Origin of the sequence: Segatella copri (assembly GCF_015074785.1) — a bacterium.
GTDB lineage: Bacteria > Bacteroidota > Bacteroidia > Bacteroidales > Bacteroidaceae > Prevotella.
Map to the genome: position 1 here is coordinate 1920067 of NZ_CP042464.1, position 16402 is coordinate 1936468.

General features: G+C 45.3%; 13 protein-coding genes. 4 read left to right on the forward strand and 9 right to left on the reverse strand.

From position 1 onward, the window contains the following. Nucleotides 1-102: 102 nt before the first annotated feature. The 5 genes from FO447_RS08350 to FO447_RS08370 form a co-directional block, all read right to left on the reverse strand. Nucleotides 103-198, reverse strand: coding sequence for a smalltalk protein (locus FO447_RS08350; RefSeq protein ID WP_153072405.1), 96 nt, complete (start codon nucleotides 196-198; stop codon nucleotides 103-105). 88 nt (nucleotides 199-286) lie between these two features. Then, nucleotides 287-961: a DNA-binding protein gene (locus FO447_RS08355; protein ID WP_200756034.1), complete on the reverse strand. Its 675-nt coding sequence runs from the start codon at nucleotides 959-961 to the stop codon at nucleotides 287-289. Nucleotides 962-1743: 782 nt separating this feature from the next. Then, nucleotides 1744-2073: a heavy-metal-associated domain-containing protein gene (locus FO447_RS08360; RefSeq protein WP_117693922.1), complete on the reverse strand. Its 330-nt coding sequence runs from the start codon at nucleotides 2071-2073 to the stop codon at nucleotides 1744-1746. Nucleotides 2074-2117: 44 nt separating this feature from the next. Continuing rightward, the gene (locus FO447_RS08365) at nucleotides 2118-4241 is read right to left on the reverse strand and encodes a TonB-dependent receptor plug domain-containing protein (RefSeq protein ID WP_200756035.1); all 2124 of its coding nucleotides are present in this window, start codon (nucleotides 4239-4241) and stop codon (nucleotides 2118-2120) included. Between the two features lie 165 nt (nucleotides 4242-4406). Then, nucleotides 4407-4820, reverse strand: a complete 414-nt coding sequence (locus FO447_RS08370; protein ID WP_118417108.1) for a hypothetical protein — start codon at nucleotides 4818-4820, stop codon at nucleotides 4407-4409. A 476-nt stretch (nucleotides 4821-5296) separates the two neighbouring features. Here FO447_RS08370 and FO447_RS08375 point away from each other — a divergent pair, with 476 nt between their 5' ends. From FO447_RS08375 to FO447_RS08390, 4 genes are all read left to right on the forward strand, one after another. Beyond that, the gene (locus FO447_RS08375; protein WP_200756036.1) at nucleotides 5297-6553 is read left to right on the forward strand and encodes an ATP-binding protein; all 1257 of its coding nucleotides are present in this window, start codon (nucleotides 5297-5299) and stop codon (nucleotides 6551-6553) included. A gap of 54 nt (nucleotides 6554-6607) precedes the next feature. Beyond that, complete coding sequence (locus tag FO447_RS08380; RefSeq protein ID WP_118082171.1) at nucleotides 6608-8305, forward strand: ISL3 family transposase; 1698 nt, start codon at nucleotides 6608-6610, stop codon at nucleotides 8303-8305. Between the two features lie 258 nt (nucleotides 8306-8563). After that, nucleotides 8564-9703, forward strand: a complete 1140-nt coding sequence (locus FO447_RS08385; protein WP_117728933.1) for an MFS transporter — start codon at nucleotides 8564-8566, stop codon at nucleotides 9701-9703. Nucleotides 9704-9765: 62 nt separating this feature from the next. After that, nucleotides 9766-11904, forward strand: a complete 2139-nt coding sequence (locus tag FO447_RS08390) for a M3 family metallopeptidase (RefSeq protein ID WP_437182723.1) — start codon at nucleotides 9766-9768, stop codon at nucleotides 11902-11904. Between the two features lie 138 nt (nucleotides 11905-12042). Here the strand turns inward: FO447_RS08390 and FO447_RS08395 are convergent, their stop codons facing one another. From FO447_RS08395 to FO447_RS08410, 4 genes are read right to left on the reverse strand one after another with little or no spacing between them, the layout of a single operon-like run. Beyond that, nucleotides 12043-13041, reverse strand: coding sequence for a thioredoxin-like domain-containing protein (locus FO447_RS08395; protein ID WP_200756037.1), 999 nt, complete (start codon nucleotides 13039-13041; stop codon nucleotides 12043-12045). 56 nt (nucleotides 13042-13097) lie between these two features. Then, complete coding sequence (locus FO447_RS08400; protein WP_200756038.1) at nucleotides 13098-14591, reverse strand: MBOAT family O-acyltransferase; 1494 nt, start codon at nucleotides 14589-14591, stop codon at nucleotides 13098-13100. 37 nt (nucleotides 14592-14628) lie between these two features. Further along, nucleotides 14629-15573 (reverse strand): hypothetical protein, encoded by a 945-nt coding sequence (locus FO447_RS08405; protein ID WP_200756039.1) that lies wholly within the window; start codon nucleotides 15571-15573, stop codon nucleotides 14629-14631. Between the two features lie 53 nt (nucleotides 15574-15626). Then, nucleotides 15627-16292, reverse strand: coding sequence for a SprT-like domain-containing protein (locus tag FO447_RS08410; RefSeq protein ID WP_200756040.1), 666 nt, complete (start codon nucleotides 16290-16292; stop codon nucleotides 15627-15629). Nucleotides 16293-16402: the final 110 nt, after the last annotated feature.

Genomic DNA, 16402 nt, shown 5'->3' on the forward strand with positions numbered 1-16402 from the left:
CTCGGTAGAACGAAAACGACCGCTCTCCTCGTATTGAAGTGAGCGGTCGTTTTTCATTTATGATTGAGTCTGCTTATTATAATAAGGTAGACTCCATGTTCTTTATCCCATGCAGCTCGTTACTCCGAGCGTAGTAGCGATAGCGGTCAGTATGCTGATGGCTATCTGAAGAATTGTTTTCCAAGTGTTCGCTTTCATTTTTTTGAATGTTGAGTGTTGAATGTTGAATTTTTGGGGGCGGATAGGCTGGGCTAGGGGCTAGCACCCTAGCCAGTCTATCCTTGGGCTATTCAAGGCCGTCGCCAGTATCGTCCTTGCCGGTAGTGCCGCCGCTTGATTCAGAGCCTTGGCCGTCGCTGCCGGTCTGACCGGTGTTTGAACCGCCTGGGGTAGAACCGCCTGGCGTATTATCCGGAGTGGTTGGGGCGTTGAGGTCAACGTTGGTCTTACCCTCCTTAATCGCCTTGATAACGGCTGCCTGAGCACTGCGGCTGGCTACGAGGTTGAACTCGGCGTCATCGCGAAGGTTCTTGAACTCCTGACCTGGCTCCCACTGAACCTTCACGCCGGTGATGTTCTGCGAGGTAAACTTGTCAGCATCCTCAGCACCCTTTGAGGTGAGAAGGGTAGAGAAATCACCGAGGTCGCCCAGACGAATCTTCTTGCCCTCAAGCAACATCTCACGCATGCAGTCTACGGCGATGTAGAGGATGGCGCTGATGTCGGCTCTCGAATAAACACTACCATGTGAAGTGATGTGCTTGGCAAACTTCTCGATGGTCATGATGTCAGTGTACTGCGAGATGGCGAAAGCATTCTGCTTCTCAGTCTTCACGAGTTCCAGGTCCTTTGGATCAGGAGTTGTACCCTCCTTCTTAGCCTGGTTGATGCGTGACTTAGCCTGGTTGATTTCCAGAAGATTTGCGTTCACGCTACGCATTACGATGCTGTAATTAATCATAGTCGTTTGTAGTATGTTTAGAGTCCTTTGTTTTGCAACTCCCCAGAACGCCCCGTTCCTGCCGTTTTCGGGGTCTTCATTGATGACCGGCGCCTGCCATCATTTATGACCCGTGTTGGTCTTAATAGAAGACCGCCTTCAGGCACCTAAGGCATTTCCTTCGATTGCTGGTGCAAAGATACGAATAAATCTGGTATCTACCAAATTTAGACATGTGATAAGGAGCGATTTTCAGCAAACTTACGATTTGAAAGTTAGCTTAAAAAACAAACTCTATGTTTATGCGGTGCATCTCTATGTTTTGTGGCATAGAAAACTATGTTTTGCTGTATAAATCAGCATATTACAAAGTAATAACCTATTTGCAGGAAACGTGTTCAGTATTCAGTATTCAGTTTTTTTCGCTGTTGTTACCACTCTCTGTATAGATAGTATATTATATATAAATATATATATAATATAAAATAATTACTTACAATTTATAACCATGAAAAAGGTAACTATCGCGAAAAAAACTGAATACTGAATATTGAATAACCTTTTAGGCATTATAAGCCCTGGTTATAATCGCAATCAGCAAGTCCATCATAACCCTTGCCAAAAAACGGCATAAAGCAGAGATTATTTTCGTGAAATATAAACATTTAAAACAGGTCTTTCTTTTTCAAGTGGTCTCAGCTATAGAAATATGATGTTCTTTGGAAGACAAAACGAAATAAAAGAATTGGCTCAGGAGAGATTATCCATGGCTAGACAACCTCTCCTAACCAAAGCAGCAGGAATTACATCAAATCACACTTCTCCCCAGTGTTCTTCTCAACCTTCTCGCCATCTTTCAGGATGCGAGCCTTATAGCCAAACTTCTCAAAACCTTTCTGGAGCTTCTCTGGGGTTGTCTTGTCGGCATTATACTGTACTGTGACAGTCTGGTCTGGCACAGAAGTCTCAATGCTCTTGATTCCCTTCTCAAAGCGAAGGTTGCTCTTGATTTTATTCTCACAAGCCTCACAGTGCATCTGTGGGGTTGTGGTGAACACTACAGTCTTGATGTCCTTGGCAAAGGTTACCATTGCCACCATCATCATTGTGAACATTACTAAAATTTTCTTCATAACTTTTCTATTTGCTTTAATCATTCTACTTTAAACATTTTCAATTAAAAGTGTACTCTCACTCCTGCGTAGAACATCCTGCCCTCTACAGGTCCCCAAACCAAGGTTGGCTCGAAATCGCTTCCCCATGGATTGCCGGCACCATAGATAGGAGTTTTCTGCTTGAAACCAGTCAGATTTTCGCCTCCCACATAGATACTCCAATGGCGGAACCATCTCGTAACCTGCGCACTCACTTGCCCGAAGCTATGGAAACGAGGAGACCATGACTGGCTTCCATCTGCCAACTGGTAAGGCTCAGGATTTCTGCCTCCACCATTCAACTGCACGGTGGCATCAAATTGCCATAGGCCAAGTGGAGTCTTATAGGATGCCGTGAAGAGCGCCTTATACTTACTGGTCAATGGCTTTTCTTTCAAGGTTTTGCCATAATCGTAGGTACACTTCACATCGTTCAGACGATAAGCCGCTGTTATCTCCAAGCCCTTCAGCAATGGATAAGAGGCATCTATCTGGAAGGTGTGCGAATAAGACTTGCCCATCAGATTGCAGATGGAGATAAGCCCCTTGTTGGCATCATAATCCACCACCGCTTGATTCTTGAAGTCGGTATAGTAATACTCAGCGTTCAGTTTCAGTGTCTTGCCAAACATCGGGATGTAGAAAGCGGTACTTATACCATAGTTCCAAGCCTCCTCTTGCTTAAGTCCATCACCCGTAATCTGAAACTCCCTGCCGCTCGCCAAGAGATAGTTGTACTCTGCTAAGCCAAATACCGTGCGATAGCCCTTACCTGCTGATAAGCGGATGCTGATGGCATCGACAGGCGAATACTTCACGTGGAAACGAGGGGTGAAGAAATTGCCATAAAGCGAACTATGGTCGAAACGGACACCTGCCATCGCTGTCAACTTCGTGCCTAACGTATAGGTGTATTGGGCGTATGCTCCTGGAGTCGTCTCCTTCTCGTTCATTCTCTGCATCTCCGACAAAAGATAAGGAGAGTTTTCTTGCCCTACTGTCGGTCTTGGAGAAACATTCACATTGGCGCGCTGTCCCAGGTAATCATGGTTGACGCTCAAACCTACCGACAAATTGTGCTGATGAGTAAAATTGGTCTCAAAAATCAGTGAGCCATAGAGATTCTTCTCATTGAGGTCGTAGAACCTGTTGCCATACTGGGCATCGAGCTGGTGCATCGAAGCTGAGGACATGAAGGCAATATTGGTACCATGCTCGTGATTGAGGATGAAGGCATGTTTCATATAACCCTCATAACGGTTGGTATGGAGCTTGATTCGATAAATATCATCACTATGAACATGTTCCTCATCCTGCCCACTGGTACGAATCTCCTTCAAAGCCCCAAGTCCACCATGAAAGATGTAGTGCTTGCCTTTATACAGCCAACGGTTCTGTACATTATATTGTTCTCTGCCTGGCATATCATAGAAACCATCGCCATTGTCATCATGGTTTTTGAGGATATTCTCATGATGCAACAATATCTCCGTTGCCCACTTATCCGACAGATGAACGTTGGCATCGGCGTTTGCTTCGATTCGGCTCTTGGTATCACCAAAGAGGTTTACCTCCACCTGTTGCTCATCCTCTGGCTTCAAGTAATCCACATTGATTTGACCTGTAATCGACTCATAGCCATTCTTCACCGAAGCACTACCCTTGGATACTTGAATGCCTTTCATCCAAGGTCCCGGCACATAGCCCAGGGCGTAAGGGATGGCTGCACCACGGAAATTCGGCAGATTCTCGGTGAGCATCTGTACGTAAGTGCCCGAAAGACCGAGGAGTTTGATTTGTCTTGCGCCCGTCGTGGCATCATTATAAGCCACATCCACCGAAGGGTTGGTCGTAAAACTCTCGCCCAGGTTGCAACAAGCCGCCTTGAAGAGCTCATCCTTGTTCACAGCGATGCCATTCACGGCACCAGCCAATCGGGAAGTGCCCGACTTACGAGCCACCACCTTCACCTCCTGCAAGGTCTTGTCCTTAAAAATGGAATCCTGAGTGGAGGAATCTACAGAGTTATTTTCTACAGAATTATTATATGATGATGACAGAGACACAACCTCTGTCTTATTGTTTTTTGCATAAGTCTCAGCACCAATAACCAGCAAGGCACTGAGCAATATATATCTTGAATACATAAATATATTTCCTTTTATCCGAATCTTAAATCTTCGCTCCGGATGATTTTACCATTTTATATATGTATGCAACCCTAAGATTTTACTGATAGGGATAGGCATACGACAATCTTGGCTGCAAAAGTACAGAAAAACTTTTGCAACCTATTTGCAAATATGGAAAAATCAAATAATCAGGAAGTTAAGGAGGGCAAGATAAGCCCTTGGAGGCGAATGCGGAACATTCAGATTCCAATATCTTGCCTTCTGAATGCTACAGATAACAGGACGAGGCAACGTCTGCCAAAGGGCTGGCGCGATGCCTGCAAACACTGGTGCTGCATCGAAATCCAAGTGTTGGATAGAGACCGTAGGCGATAGTTTCACCAGCTCCACTTCCATGCAATGTTTGTTCACCTGTGCGCCCAGCTTACCTCGGCAACAATCATGGTGCATGCTACGTTTCACGCAACAGTCAGTCACCATACCCACCATCACCTTGTCATAATGAAGGCAGTGCATGACGGTAGTACCCACGCTCAAGTAAACCACCATGAGCGAGAGCATCAAAGCCATCAATATGTTGAGCGAACGTTTCATACCTATTTTTTGCACCTTTCTTTTCTCAAGTTGCAAAATTAAGCATTTCCATCAGAATATGAAGCTAATACCCCCATAAATTAATTACCTTTAACGGTTTTTCTTTTTTGCAAGTCTTTACTCCTCCCCATTCAGGCATTCGCCGGTTTCATAACTCTTCGTTATATCCTTTAAGATACCAATCATCTCCTGCCTCAGACTCTCGGGTTTCAGTACGCAATGAGTATGTGTAGAAGAAACGTAGTTTAGCATCATAATATCTTTTATTCGCAACAATCTTGCTCACAGGATCATTTTTACTTTCGAAACCGCCATTTCGGAAAAACAAGAAGCACACAAACAAATAAAAAAACTTAAATTAGCAAACAAGCAAGCTGATATTCAGGCATTTTTATTACCTTTGCATTCGAAACCGCCATTTCCGAAACAGCGGTTTCGAAAAATAACATCAAAAAAAACTGTAAAATTATAGAAATATGAAGTTCTTTGGAAGACAAAACGAAATAAAAGAATTGCAAGAGATAAGAAATCTATCTTTGCAAACGGCCCGTTTTACAATCGTAACCGGACGCCGACGTAGCGGTAAGACATCCTTATTGATAAAAGCATACGAGGATGTTCAGGATATGCTGTATTTCTTTGTTGCAAGAAAATCAGAAGCAGAACTCTGCAGAGATTTTATCGAAGAGATGACGAGCAAATTTCAGCTTCCTATTCTCGGTGAAGTAACACGCTTTGCTGACATCTTTAAATATCTGCTTCAACTATCCAAGATTCGCCCTATCACTCTCATCATTGATGAGTTTCAGGATTTCAAGCGGGTTAATCCATCTATCTTTTCAGATATGCAAAAGATATGGGACCTTAACAAACAGGAAGCTCACATCAATCTCGTGGTTTGCGGTTCTGTTTATTCACTTATGAACATCATCTTTAAAAATAACAAGCAACCTCTTTATGGTAGGCAGACTGGAGAAATAAAAGTCACTCCATTTCCTCCTTCTGTCATTAAGGAAATTCTCTCTACATATAATTCTGCCTATACCAATGATGACCTACTGGCTCTCTACAGTTATACAGGCGGAGTAGCAGAATATGTAGAAATGATGATGGATGCAGGAGCCACGACCAAGGAACAGATGACAGAGCGGTTTATTGCAAAAAACTCTTATTTCATCTACGAAGGAAAAAATATGCTGATAGAAGAATTTGGCAAAGACTATGCCCGCTATTTCGAGATACTGCAACTTATCGCTTCAGGCTACACAACCCGTGGTGAAATAGAAAGCATCATGAAAATAGAACTTTCGGGCTATCTCACCAAACTGGAGAACGACTATAGCTTGATCTCCCGTTATATACCGATGTTCCAAAAGACCAATCGCAACATTCGCTATCAGATAGAAGACAACTTCCTTCGCGTCTGGTTTCGCTACATCTACAAATATGGCTACATGATAGAGGTTGGCGCCAATAAAAAACTAAAAATGGTCATGGATAAGAGCTACACCACATACACCGGCAAGGTTCTGGAAAGATATTTTATTGCCAAGATGATAGAGAGCGAAGAATATACCCAGATAGCCTCCTGGTGGGACAGAAAGGGAGAGAATGAAATCGATATTATCGCTGCCGATGAACTGGAGCAGAAAGTTATTTGGCTCTTCGCAAATTTTGGTGCACATAATGCCCAACTGCAGAATTCTTTAAGAAAGTTTTACATAAAATGTTAGCGATTGTCCGACAAAAAATGTAAGTTTATTAGTGTTCAAAAAATAAGACTTACAATGGAGACAATCGCTAACATTTGCAAAGGTACAGAAAATTTAGGAAACAACCAAACGGATTTAAAATTAAATGCTTTTGAAGTGGGAGAAAACCTCGTTGCTTTCCTCATCCCCCACTTTGCTAATTTCGTTATAATCAACTATACCATCACAGAGGATGAAGTGGCACTGACGCTAAAAAGCAAGTCTACTTGCGCTTGCTGTGATCGTTGCCATATCGAGACACATCATACCCGTGGCTGGCAAAAAAGGAAAGTAACCATGCCTCCGCTCGGTGGAAAACGTTTTACACTGATTTTGTATATGCGTAAATTTCACTGTAAGGCCGATGGTCATTTCTTTACAGAGCAACAGCCCGATTGGCTCAACAAGTATGCTAGATTTTCCATTGACTGTACAAGACTAATGAACCAAGTGCACTTACAGATGTCATCAGTCTCAGCTTCCAGAATATTGTCGGATATGGGAATACATTGCTGCCCCAACACATGTATCAATCATCTCAAGAATATAAAACTAGCTTCAGATAGGACGGCAACCAACATTGGTATAGACGATTTTGCTAAAAGGAAAGGCTATTCGTATGGTAGTGCCATCGTCAATCATGACACTGGTCAAGTGTTGGAATTGATTGATTCTAGAGACTCCGAAAAGGTCGCTGAAGTCCTGAGCCTCTATCATCATGTGTCCACCATCACTCGCGATAGGGGCAAGTGTTACATCAAGGCTATAAAGAAGGCTCTTCCTGCAGCAACTGTTGTCGCAGACAAATTCCATATTATGGAAAATTTGACGAAAGCACTTTTCCCACAAGTCCAAAGCCGCTTCTTGCATGAAAGAAAACGTTTGTTGGACAAAAGTGAAATTGGTCCCAAACCTCCAGTCTTAGATCAATCCTGGGTGCTACAAGGTATTTATGCATCTTTGGACTCAATGAGTAAAGACGTGGAAAAAGCTAAAACATTGGCTAAGCGGAAGTTGTGTCTTCAAATGCATGTAAATCAAGAGCTCTCTATAAAGGATATCCATGACAAAACAGGCTATAGCAGTTGCGAGATTAAGAAACTGCTAGATGCAACTTATGAGAGTTTTCTCAACCCTAGCCAACTATGGGTATATAAAAATGTGAAGTACATATCAGATAGAATCTTAGAGAAAAAGACTTTGGAATACTCAGGTGTGGTCAAGGGCGTTCATGGTTCGGGGAAAAAGTATGCAATGAAAATGTTGCTGTCCATTCTGAGGGAGAAATGGAAAAATGAATATGGGGAGTACAAAGAAAGAATGAGGAAATTTCTATCAAAAGAAAGCATACGAATGGAAGAGCATGATCTTTGGAACGCAATTGTACACTTTAATTCAAGACCAAAGACGGAATCTGTCAAGATTTTCATGCAACAAAAAAACATGTATGATTTGAAATACTTTGTCTCCACATTTCAAGGGATATTGAGTGGAGAGAACAAAATGGGACTATACAAATGGATAAATATGGCCATTGGATGTGGGGTGGATGGAATAGAAAAGTTTGCCATGGGTTTGCTTGACGACTACCAGGCCATCAAGAATTCCATTACCAGCAAATGGAACAATGGAATTCTTGAAGGAACGGTATGCAAGATAAAAACAGTAAAACGAATTATGGCAGGACGAGCCTCCATCACCTTGTTGGAGAAAAAGGTTGCGCTTAAGCTTTAGCACTATGTGCACCAAAATTTGCGAAGAGCCAGTTATTTTTTATGAGGTAAAACGCCAAGCTAAGGATATAAATATCGGCATTTTAAAAGATAAAGCCGAGCATTTCTTCCAGGCTACAGGAAAATTCAAGAAATTCGATATCGGATACCAAGGATTGTCGATGGAGGATATGTAAAAAAGGCTTAAGAAATTGTCTTACAAAGACATAAAATAAGAGAGAAACTATTTTTTAAGGATAATATTGACTCATAAGAACAAATGAAAAAAGGACTATTTGCACTCGCGCTGGGTACCTTTACCTTGGGCATCGCTGAATTCATCATCGAGGGCATCATCACAGACATCGCCCACAACATGAACGTTTCTATCCCAGAAGCAGGACATCTCATCTCCATCTATGCACTCGGCGTCTGCGCCGGAGCTTTCTCGTTGATTCTCATGCATAAATACAGACCCAAGAATATCCTGATGTTCCTGGCTTCGCTCATCACCTTCGGAGCTGTCATCGCCTCAGTAGCACCTAACTACTGGCTCTTGCTCTGCGCCCGCTTTATAGAAGGTCTGCCTCATGGCGCCTACTTCGGAACGGGTACCATCGTGGCGGTGAAGATTGCCAAAGAGGGTAAGGGAACCAATGCCGTGGCGATGATGTGTGCAGGTATGCCGGTGGCCAACCTACTGGGTGTGCCGGTGGGAACCTTCCTGAGTCACATGTTCAGCTGGCGAGTACCTTTTGTCAGCTGTATCGTGCTCGGACTCATCACCTTATACATGATTCACAGATGGGTTCCGGATGTAGAAGCACTGCCAAACAACGGTATGAAGGCACAGTTCCATTTTCTCCGCAACAAGGCTCCGTGGCTCATCATCGCAGCTACCTTCCTGGGCAATGGTGGCATTCTCTGCTGGTTCAGTTATATCTCGCCGCTGCTTCAGATGGAGGGCGGATTCAGCGCAGCCAGCATCTCTCTGCTGATGATTCTTGCAGGCGGCGGAATGGTAGTAGGCAATCAGGTGAGTGCCTTGCTTGCCGACCGCTTCAAGCCGGGTCGCTTTACCTGTTATCTCCAGTTTCTGGCAGCAGCGGCACTTCTGCTCACCTTCTTCCTCGCCCCTTTCGGCTGGGTATCTGTGGTGCTGATGTTCATCTGCTGCGCCTGTCTTTTCGGCATAGGATCGCCTGAGCAATTCCTCATCGTGAAGCATGCCAAGGGTGGCGAAATGCTGGGCGGCTGCTGCATTCAGGGTGCCTTCAATCTGGGTAACGCCATGGGAGCTTTCCTCGGTGGTATTCCTGTTGCGATGGGATTAGGATACAACTTCCCTGCCCTTATCGGTGTGCCGATGGCATTGGCAGGAGCCATCTGTCTGCTGATTTTCCATAAGAAATATGAATAAAAATGCGATAATCCGAAATAAATCACTATCTTTGCAGAAGAATTTCAAATAAACAAAGAAACATGATGAAACTTAACAAGACTTTCCTTACCCTGGGTCTGGCAGCACTCCTGCAGATGCCAGCCTCATCGTTCGCACAGACTGCGGGCGGTAACCGTCAGAATCCTCTTTTAACAAAGAGCAGTCTTCCATTCGGTGCTCCTGACTTCAGCAAGATTCAGGAGAGCGACTACCTGCCAGCCATCGAAGCGGCTATCAAAGAGCAGCGTACCAACATACAGAAGATTGTAAACAACAAGAAGAAGCCTAACTTCCAGAACACCATCCTCGCCTATGAGGAGAGCGGTGCACTGCTCGAAAAGGTGACTAACATCTTCTTCGGTCTCACCAGTGCCCACAAAACTCCGGGCATCGCCGAAACCGAAAAGAAGGCTACCCCATTGCTGACCGAACTCGATAATGAGATTTCGTTCAACAAGAAACTCTTCGAACGCATCAAGTATGTTTACGACAACGAATATAAGAAACTCAAGGGCGAAGACAAGCGCCTTACTGAGGTTATCTATAAGAGTTTTGTACGTTCAGGCGCCCTTCTTTCTGCCGAGAAGATGGAGCGCATGAAGCAGATCAACTCCCGCATCTCTGAATTGCAGCAGGAATGGGGCAATCTTCTTCCTGCCGCTACCAACAACGCCGTGGTTTGGGTGAACAGCAAGGAAGAACTCGCCGGATTGAGCGATGCAGACATTGCACAATGCAAGAAAGATGCTGAGAGCCGCGGAGGCAAGGCGCCTTACTGCATCGTCATCATCAACACCACCCAGCAGCCTATCCTCACCAATCTCCAGAACCGCGAACTGCGCAAGAAGGTGTATATGGCAAGCATCCACCGTGCCGATGGTACTAACCCAAAATTCAACACCTTCCCTATCGTAACCGAGATTGCCAAGTTGCGTGCCGAGAAGGGCAAGCTGATGGGATATGACAACTATGCCGACTATTCGCTCGAAAAGACAATGGCTAAGAACAGCAAGAATGTGGATGATTTCCTGAAGCAGCTCATCAAGGAATATGCTCCTAAGGCTGATGCTGAAACCAAGGCGATAGAAGCGTATGCACAGAAGACTGAAGGCAAGGACTTCAAGCTGCAGCCATACGACCGCTTCTATTATTCTGCAAAGATGAAGAAGGAGATGCTCAACATTACCGATGATGAGATTAAGCCATACTTCAACATCGACAGCGTACAGGTGAATGGTGTGTTCTATGCCGCCCATCGTGTATACGGACTGAACTTCAAGCAGCGCAAGGATATTCCTACTTATCACCCTGACATGAAGGTATTCGAGGTAAGCGATAAGAACGGCAAGCCTATCGCCCTCTTCTACAGCGATTACTTCCGCCGTCCTACCAAGCGTGGCGGTGCATGGATGAGCGCCTTTGCCAAGCAGAGCAAGCAGCGCGGCCAGTTGCCTATAATATATAATGTATGCAACAATGCCAAGGCACCGGAGGGTCAGCCATCTCTCATCACATGGGATGAGGTTACTACCCTGTTCCATGAGTTCGGTCATGCGCTTCACGGAATCCTTTCCGACTGCAAATACAATACCCTTTCAGGAACAGCCGTTGCCCGCGATTTCGTAGAGATGCCATCCCAGTTTAACGAATCGTTTGCATCTATTCCGGAGATATTCGACCATTACGCCCGTCATACCGAGACCGGTGCTGCGATGCCAGCCGATCTGAAAGAGCGCATGCTGAAGAGCATCAGCTTCCAGACCGCCTATTCACTGGGCGAGAATCTGGCTGCAACCTGTCTTGACCTGGCATGGCACAAGATTAGCGAGGAAGAGGTACCTTCACCTTATATGGCAGGCGCCTTCGAGAAGGAAGAGCTCCACAACATCGGTTTGCTCAACACCCAGATTCCTCCTCGCTACAGCACATCATACTTCAACCATGTATGGAGCGGCGGTTATGCAGCAGGCTATTACAGCTATCTCTGGACAGAGGTGCTGGCTGTGAACATCGCCGACTACTTTGCAAAGCATGGTGCCTTAGATCCAGCCGTTGGTCAGGCATTCCGCGATAAGATTCTGAGCCGTGGCAACACAAAGGACCAGATGGAAATGTTTACCGACTTTACAGGTATGGAGAAGCCAGATGCTTCCGGATTCCTGAAAGCAAGAGGTTTGTAATGCATAAAATTACAATATGAAACAGACCAGCTTTCATTCAGTAAAGTTGAAGATAAAGCGTACGGCACTACTGGTAGTAGGCCTTACGCTTTTTCAGATTAAAGGGTGTGTCATAAGTTAATGACACACCCTCTTTCTTTATCCTTTTACTGCCTGAGGTGTCCAGCTCTTCAGGAATCTGAGCACCTTTTCTTCGTTATATCCCTTCCCCTCTTCCAGAAAACTGGAATCCTGGATATGGAGAACCTTTCCGGTTTCATCGAGCACCACAAAGACCGGGAATCCGAAACGCTGAGGATTGTTCAGTCGTTTCATCAGCTGCTCAGCCTTCTTCACCGCCGCATCACCGGCAGTTTTTCTGCGATTGTAGTTCACATGAATATATTCAAAATGATCATTCACCATCTTGTTGACCGCAGCATTTTTCTCTACAAAATCGGCAAACTTCAAGCACCATGGGCACCAGTTACCACCTACCTGACAGATAACAAACTTGCCATTCTTCTTGGCTTTAGCCAAAGCCTCATCAATCTGAGCCATCGGATCGATCCTTTCATTATACACCTTCTTGAGAGCAGTCTGCACCTGAGCAGGTTTCAATGCTCCTGCCTGGTCGAGCGAATCCAGTTTCTTCATCATCTCCTCCGCCTTCACGGTAGAGAATGCAACCTTACCTTCCGGATTGATCAGATAAGAGGTAGGAATCCATGAGATGTGATAATCCTTGGAAATCTTAGTTTCCTTCCATTTCTTAAACTCACAGTATTGCAACCAGGTATACTGATTATCGCCCAGATATTTCTTCATCTTCGCCTCGTCGGTATCAAAAGAAACACCCACTACCTGGATCTTGGTATTGTATTTGTCATAGATAGCCTTCACCATCGGCATGTCTCTTCTGCAGTCTGGACACCAGGAAGCCCAGAAATCGAGCATGGTCCAGACACCCGGAACCGTCTTTCCATCTTTATCCTTCTGAGTCTTCTTATCTGAAAGCTGGAAGATTTTCTTCCCCGTCTTACTGTCAGTAATCGTGAAATCGGGAGCCTCGGTGCCTACAGGCAGTAAGTCAAGCAATGTCTGTGCTCTACCGACGACAGCCGTCGTCAGGAGCAAAAAGAATAATAGTTTCTTCATACAATTTTTCTGTTTTGTCTGTTACTTCAAATATATATTAATATTAACCATCGAAACTAGAACTGATAATAAATGAACGGCTGCACACTCTCCTGGGAAACCTCCACCACCATCTGCAGACAGATGATGAAGAGCAGCAGTTTAGCCACCCAAGGCAGGAGGATGAACCGCGCCTGAAGACGGTGATACTGGCGCTCGGTAAAGAGATAGCTCAGCATGACACCGATGATGCAAAGCGTCCAGGCAGGACGGGCATGGAAGAAAGGCACCAGATAATCGATACTGAAATCATTTGCCACCTTATCATACATCTTCCCCAACACACCCAAATCCTTGGCACGGAAGAACGACCAAGCAAAGCATATATATAAATAGGTGATGAGCCAGCTGAGGGAATTGCCTGCCAGCGTACGAGGAATGCTTATGCCCAACTGACGGCTGAAGAACTTATGCACCACAAGTCCGAAACCATGAAGAGCCCCCCAGATGACGAACATCCAGGAAGAGCCATGCCATAAACCTGCCACCAGCATGGTGAGGAAGTTGTTGAAATACATGCGCACCTTTCCCTTCCGGTTTCCACCCAGCGGAATATACACATAATCGCGGAACCAGAAGGAAAGCGAGATGTGCCAGCGACGCCAGAACTCGGTAACCGAGAGTGAGCGGTAAGGGAAATAGAAGTTGTCGGGCAAATAGAAACCCAGGATGGCTGCCACACCGATACTCATATCGCTGTATCCCGAGAAATCGAGGAAGATCTGGACTGGATATCCGAAGAGCGCTGCCAGATTCTCGAAACCCGAGAAGGTTTGCGGCGCATCAAACACCCAGTTGTTGAACTGTGCGATATAATCGCTCAGCATATTCTTCTTGACCAGTCCCAGCATGATGAGGAAAAGTCCCGTCCACAGCATTCTGCTGGAAGCCTGTTCGTTTCGTTTCAGTCTGGGTATCAGGTTGGCGGCACAGGTGATAGGACCCGCCATCAGCAGCGGAAAGAAGGTGAGATAGAAGCAATACTCCAGGAGCGTTACCTCCATGTCAAACTTGCGCTTATAGGTATCTACCGCATAGCTGATAGCCTGGAAGGTATAGAACGAGATACCTACAGGCAGAGCGATAGACTGCAGGGAGAAGTTGGTGCTGAACATCTCGTTGACTACATCGCCAATGATGAAATTGGTATATTTGAAATAGCACAGCAGAGCCAGGTCTACAAGCACCACGAAGGTGAGCAGCGCCTTGCGTGCCTTTCCCTCATGCAGTCTCATTTCCTGGGTTACGGCATAATTGATGCAAGCCGTAAGCGGCAGCATCCACATCACCATTCCGTTCACCTTATAGGCAAAGAAAAGGCTGAAGCAGATGACATACATCATCATGGCTGTGCGCGAATAGCTCTTGAGCAGGGTATAAATGGCAAGGAAGAAGATGAAGAGCAACGCAAACGGAATGCTGCCCATCATCAGCGGAGAATCTGCCTGATAAACAAACAGCCGCTCTATCCAATGCCACAAGGCACTTATTTCGAATGTTGAATAATTCATTTGTCTGTTCTGAAGATATTATTTATTGAACTCTTTCTTATATGGAGTCTTTATGGTTTACATGCTTTACCGCTGGAACCGTCTTGTCAGCAGCAGCCGAAGACGTTTTTCCTGCAGTTGCAGGTTCCTTGGTTGCAGCAGGACTTTCTGTGGTTTCAGGCACAGTTCCCTCTACAGGCCGAGAAAGAGAATCCTTCTTCACAGCCGTACTGTCAGCCCTGCGTTTGGTTCCAGGAGGCAAGATGGTAATCTGTCTGTATCTGCGGTCACGCTTATCCGGCTTTTCCAATCGGAACGGATGCACACAATGTCCGCTATTCATCCACTCTACAATCTTATCCATCCACATGGCAGATGAAGCCATAGTCGGATGCCGGCCGTCTTTCTGGCGTTCGAAGGTAAGTTTATAGCTAGGATAATAGCCTCGTGGTCCCATCACCTCACGGAGGAGTTTGTTATATCCATTATCCTCACACCAGTTTGGCGGACCGATCCATATCGTCGGAATATTACCAATCTTGCTCAGGATGGCACGGATGCGTTTTTCACATCCCTTCATATCAGCCGTATACAGTTCGTTGCTGCCCAGACATACAAAGACATGGGTAGGTTTGATACGTTGGATATAATGCTGCAGGGTATCGGTAGCAGCCCAGTTTCTGGTGCCCGAACTCACCCAGGTAATACAGGTGAGTTTATGACCGTTCTTGTTGGCATAGTCAGCCAGTCGCAGACCGAGATATTCCGACATCGAGTCGCCGAAGATCAGTACTCGCTGCGCCGCCGTATCCACGGGTTCCTTTATCATGCTGTCAGCCTTTTCCTCTTCAGCAAGTTCTGCCTCGCTTTTACTGGTGAGCGCATCCATTCCAATCTGTTTCAGCGGAATGTTTTCAGCCACTTGCTCTGGAATAAAGGCATAAGCCAGCAGTCCTCCAATGGCTATTGCCAGCAGGGCTATCATTTTCCAGGTTTCTTTCATTTTATATTTTTAATGAGTTTTGGTTATTCTTTTTCTTATACATTCGCCCGACATTACAGCTGAAAGGGAGTGAGCACATTAAGCAACTTTCCGAAATCGGCCTTCGAGATGCGCCTTCCTCTCAAACTGCGCACCTGCGGATAGTCTTCGAAATAGTTCTCCATCGTAGTATACCACTGATGAGAAACCACTTCCCTGACCGTCTTTAGCTGATTTTCGATGCGATGGGCAAAACTCGGATTCACTCTCGAGAGATAATGTCTTCCATCATTCATCTCGATGGCAAGCATCAGATAAATTTGCGGTCCCTTCTTCTCTTTCCTGCTTTTTACGGTTTCGCTTACCTTCCACCCCTTGGTGGATGTCGATACTCTGATATCCCAGCCATACTGGCTGTTGAGCTTATCCATCAGTCCCTTGAACACAACCCCGTGAGCCGAGGTATCTTTCAGTCCCGTATAACCGATGATGTAATGTATCATCTCGTGGAGCAAGACACTCTTTGCCTGCTTGTCGGTCATATCGTAATAAGTAGACATGGAGAGTTTGAAATCGTAGAGTTTGGTGCGTCCCCATCTGGAGGCCCGCTTATAGGCAAGTTGCCCCAAGCGAGTCTTGGCATGAGTAAGTCCGAGTTCAGGAACAGGCAGTTTTCCCCCGAAATATTCGTGGTCGAAACGCCTGAACCACTCCTCCATCCATTCTATTGTAACAATCATGTATGTATATTTATTCAATAATTATTCAGTTCTGTATATCAGATACTACAAAACGTTTGCAAAGATACAACTTTTTCTTTGTTTCTTTCAATATTTATCGAAAAATGCGT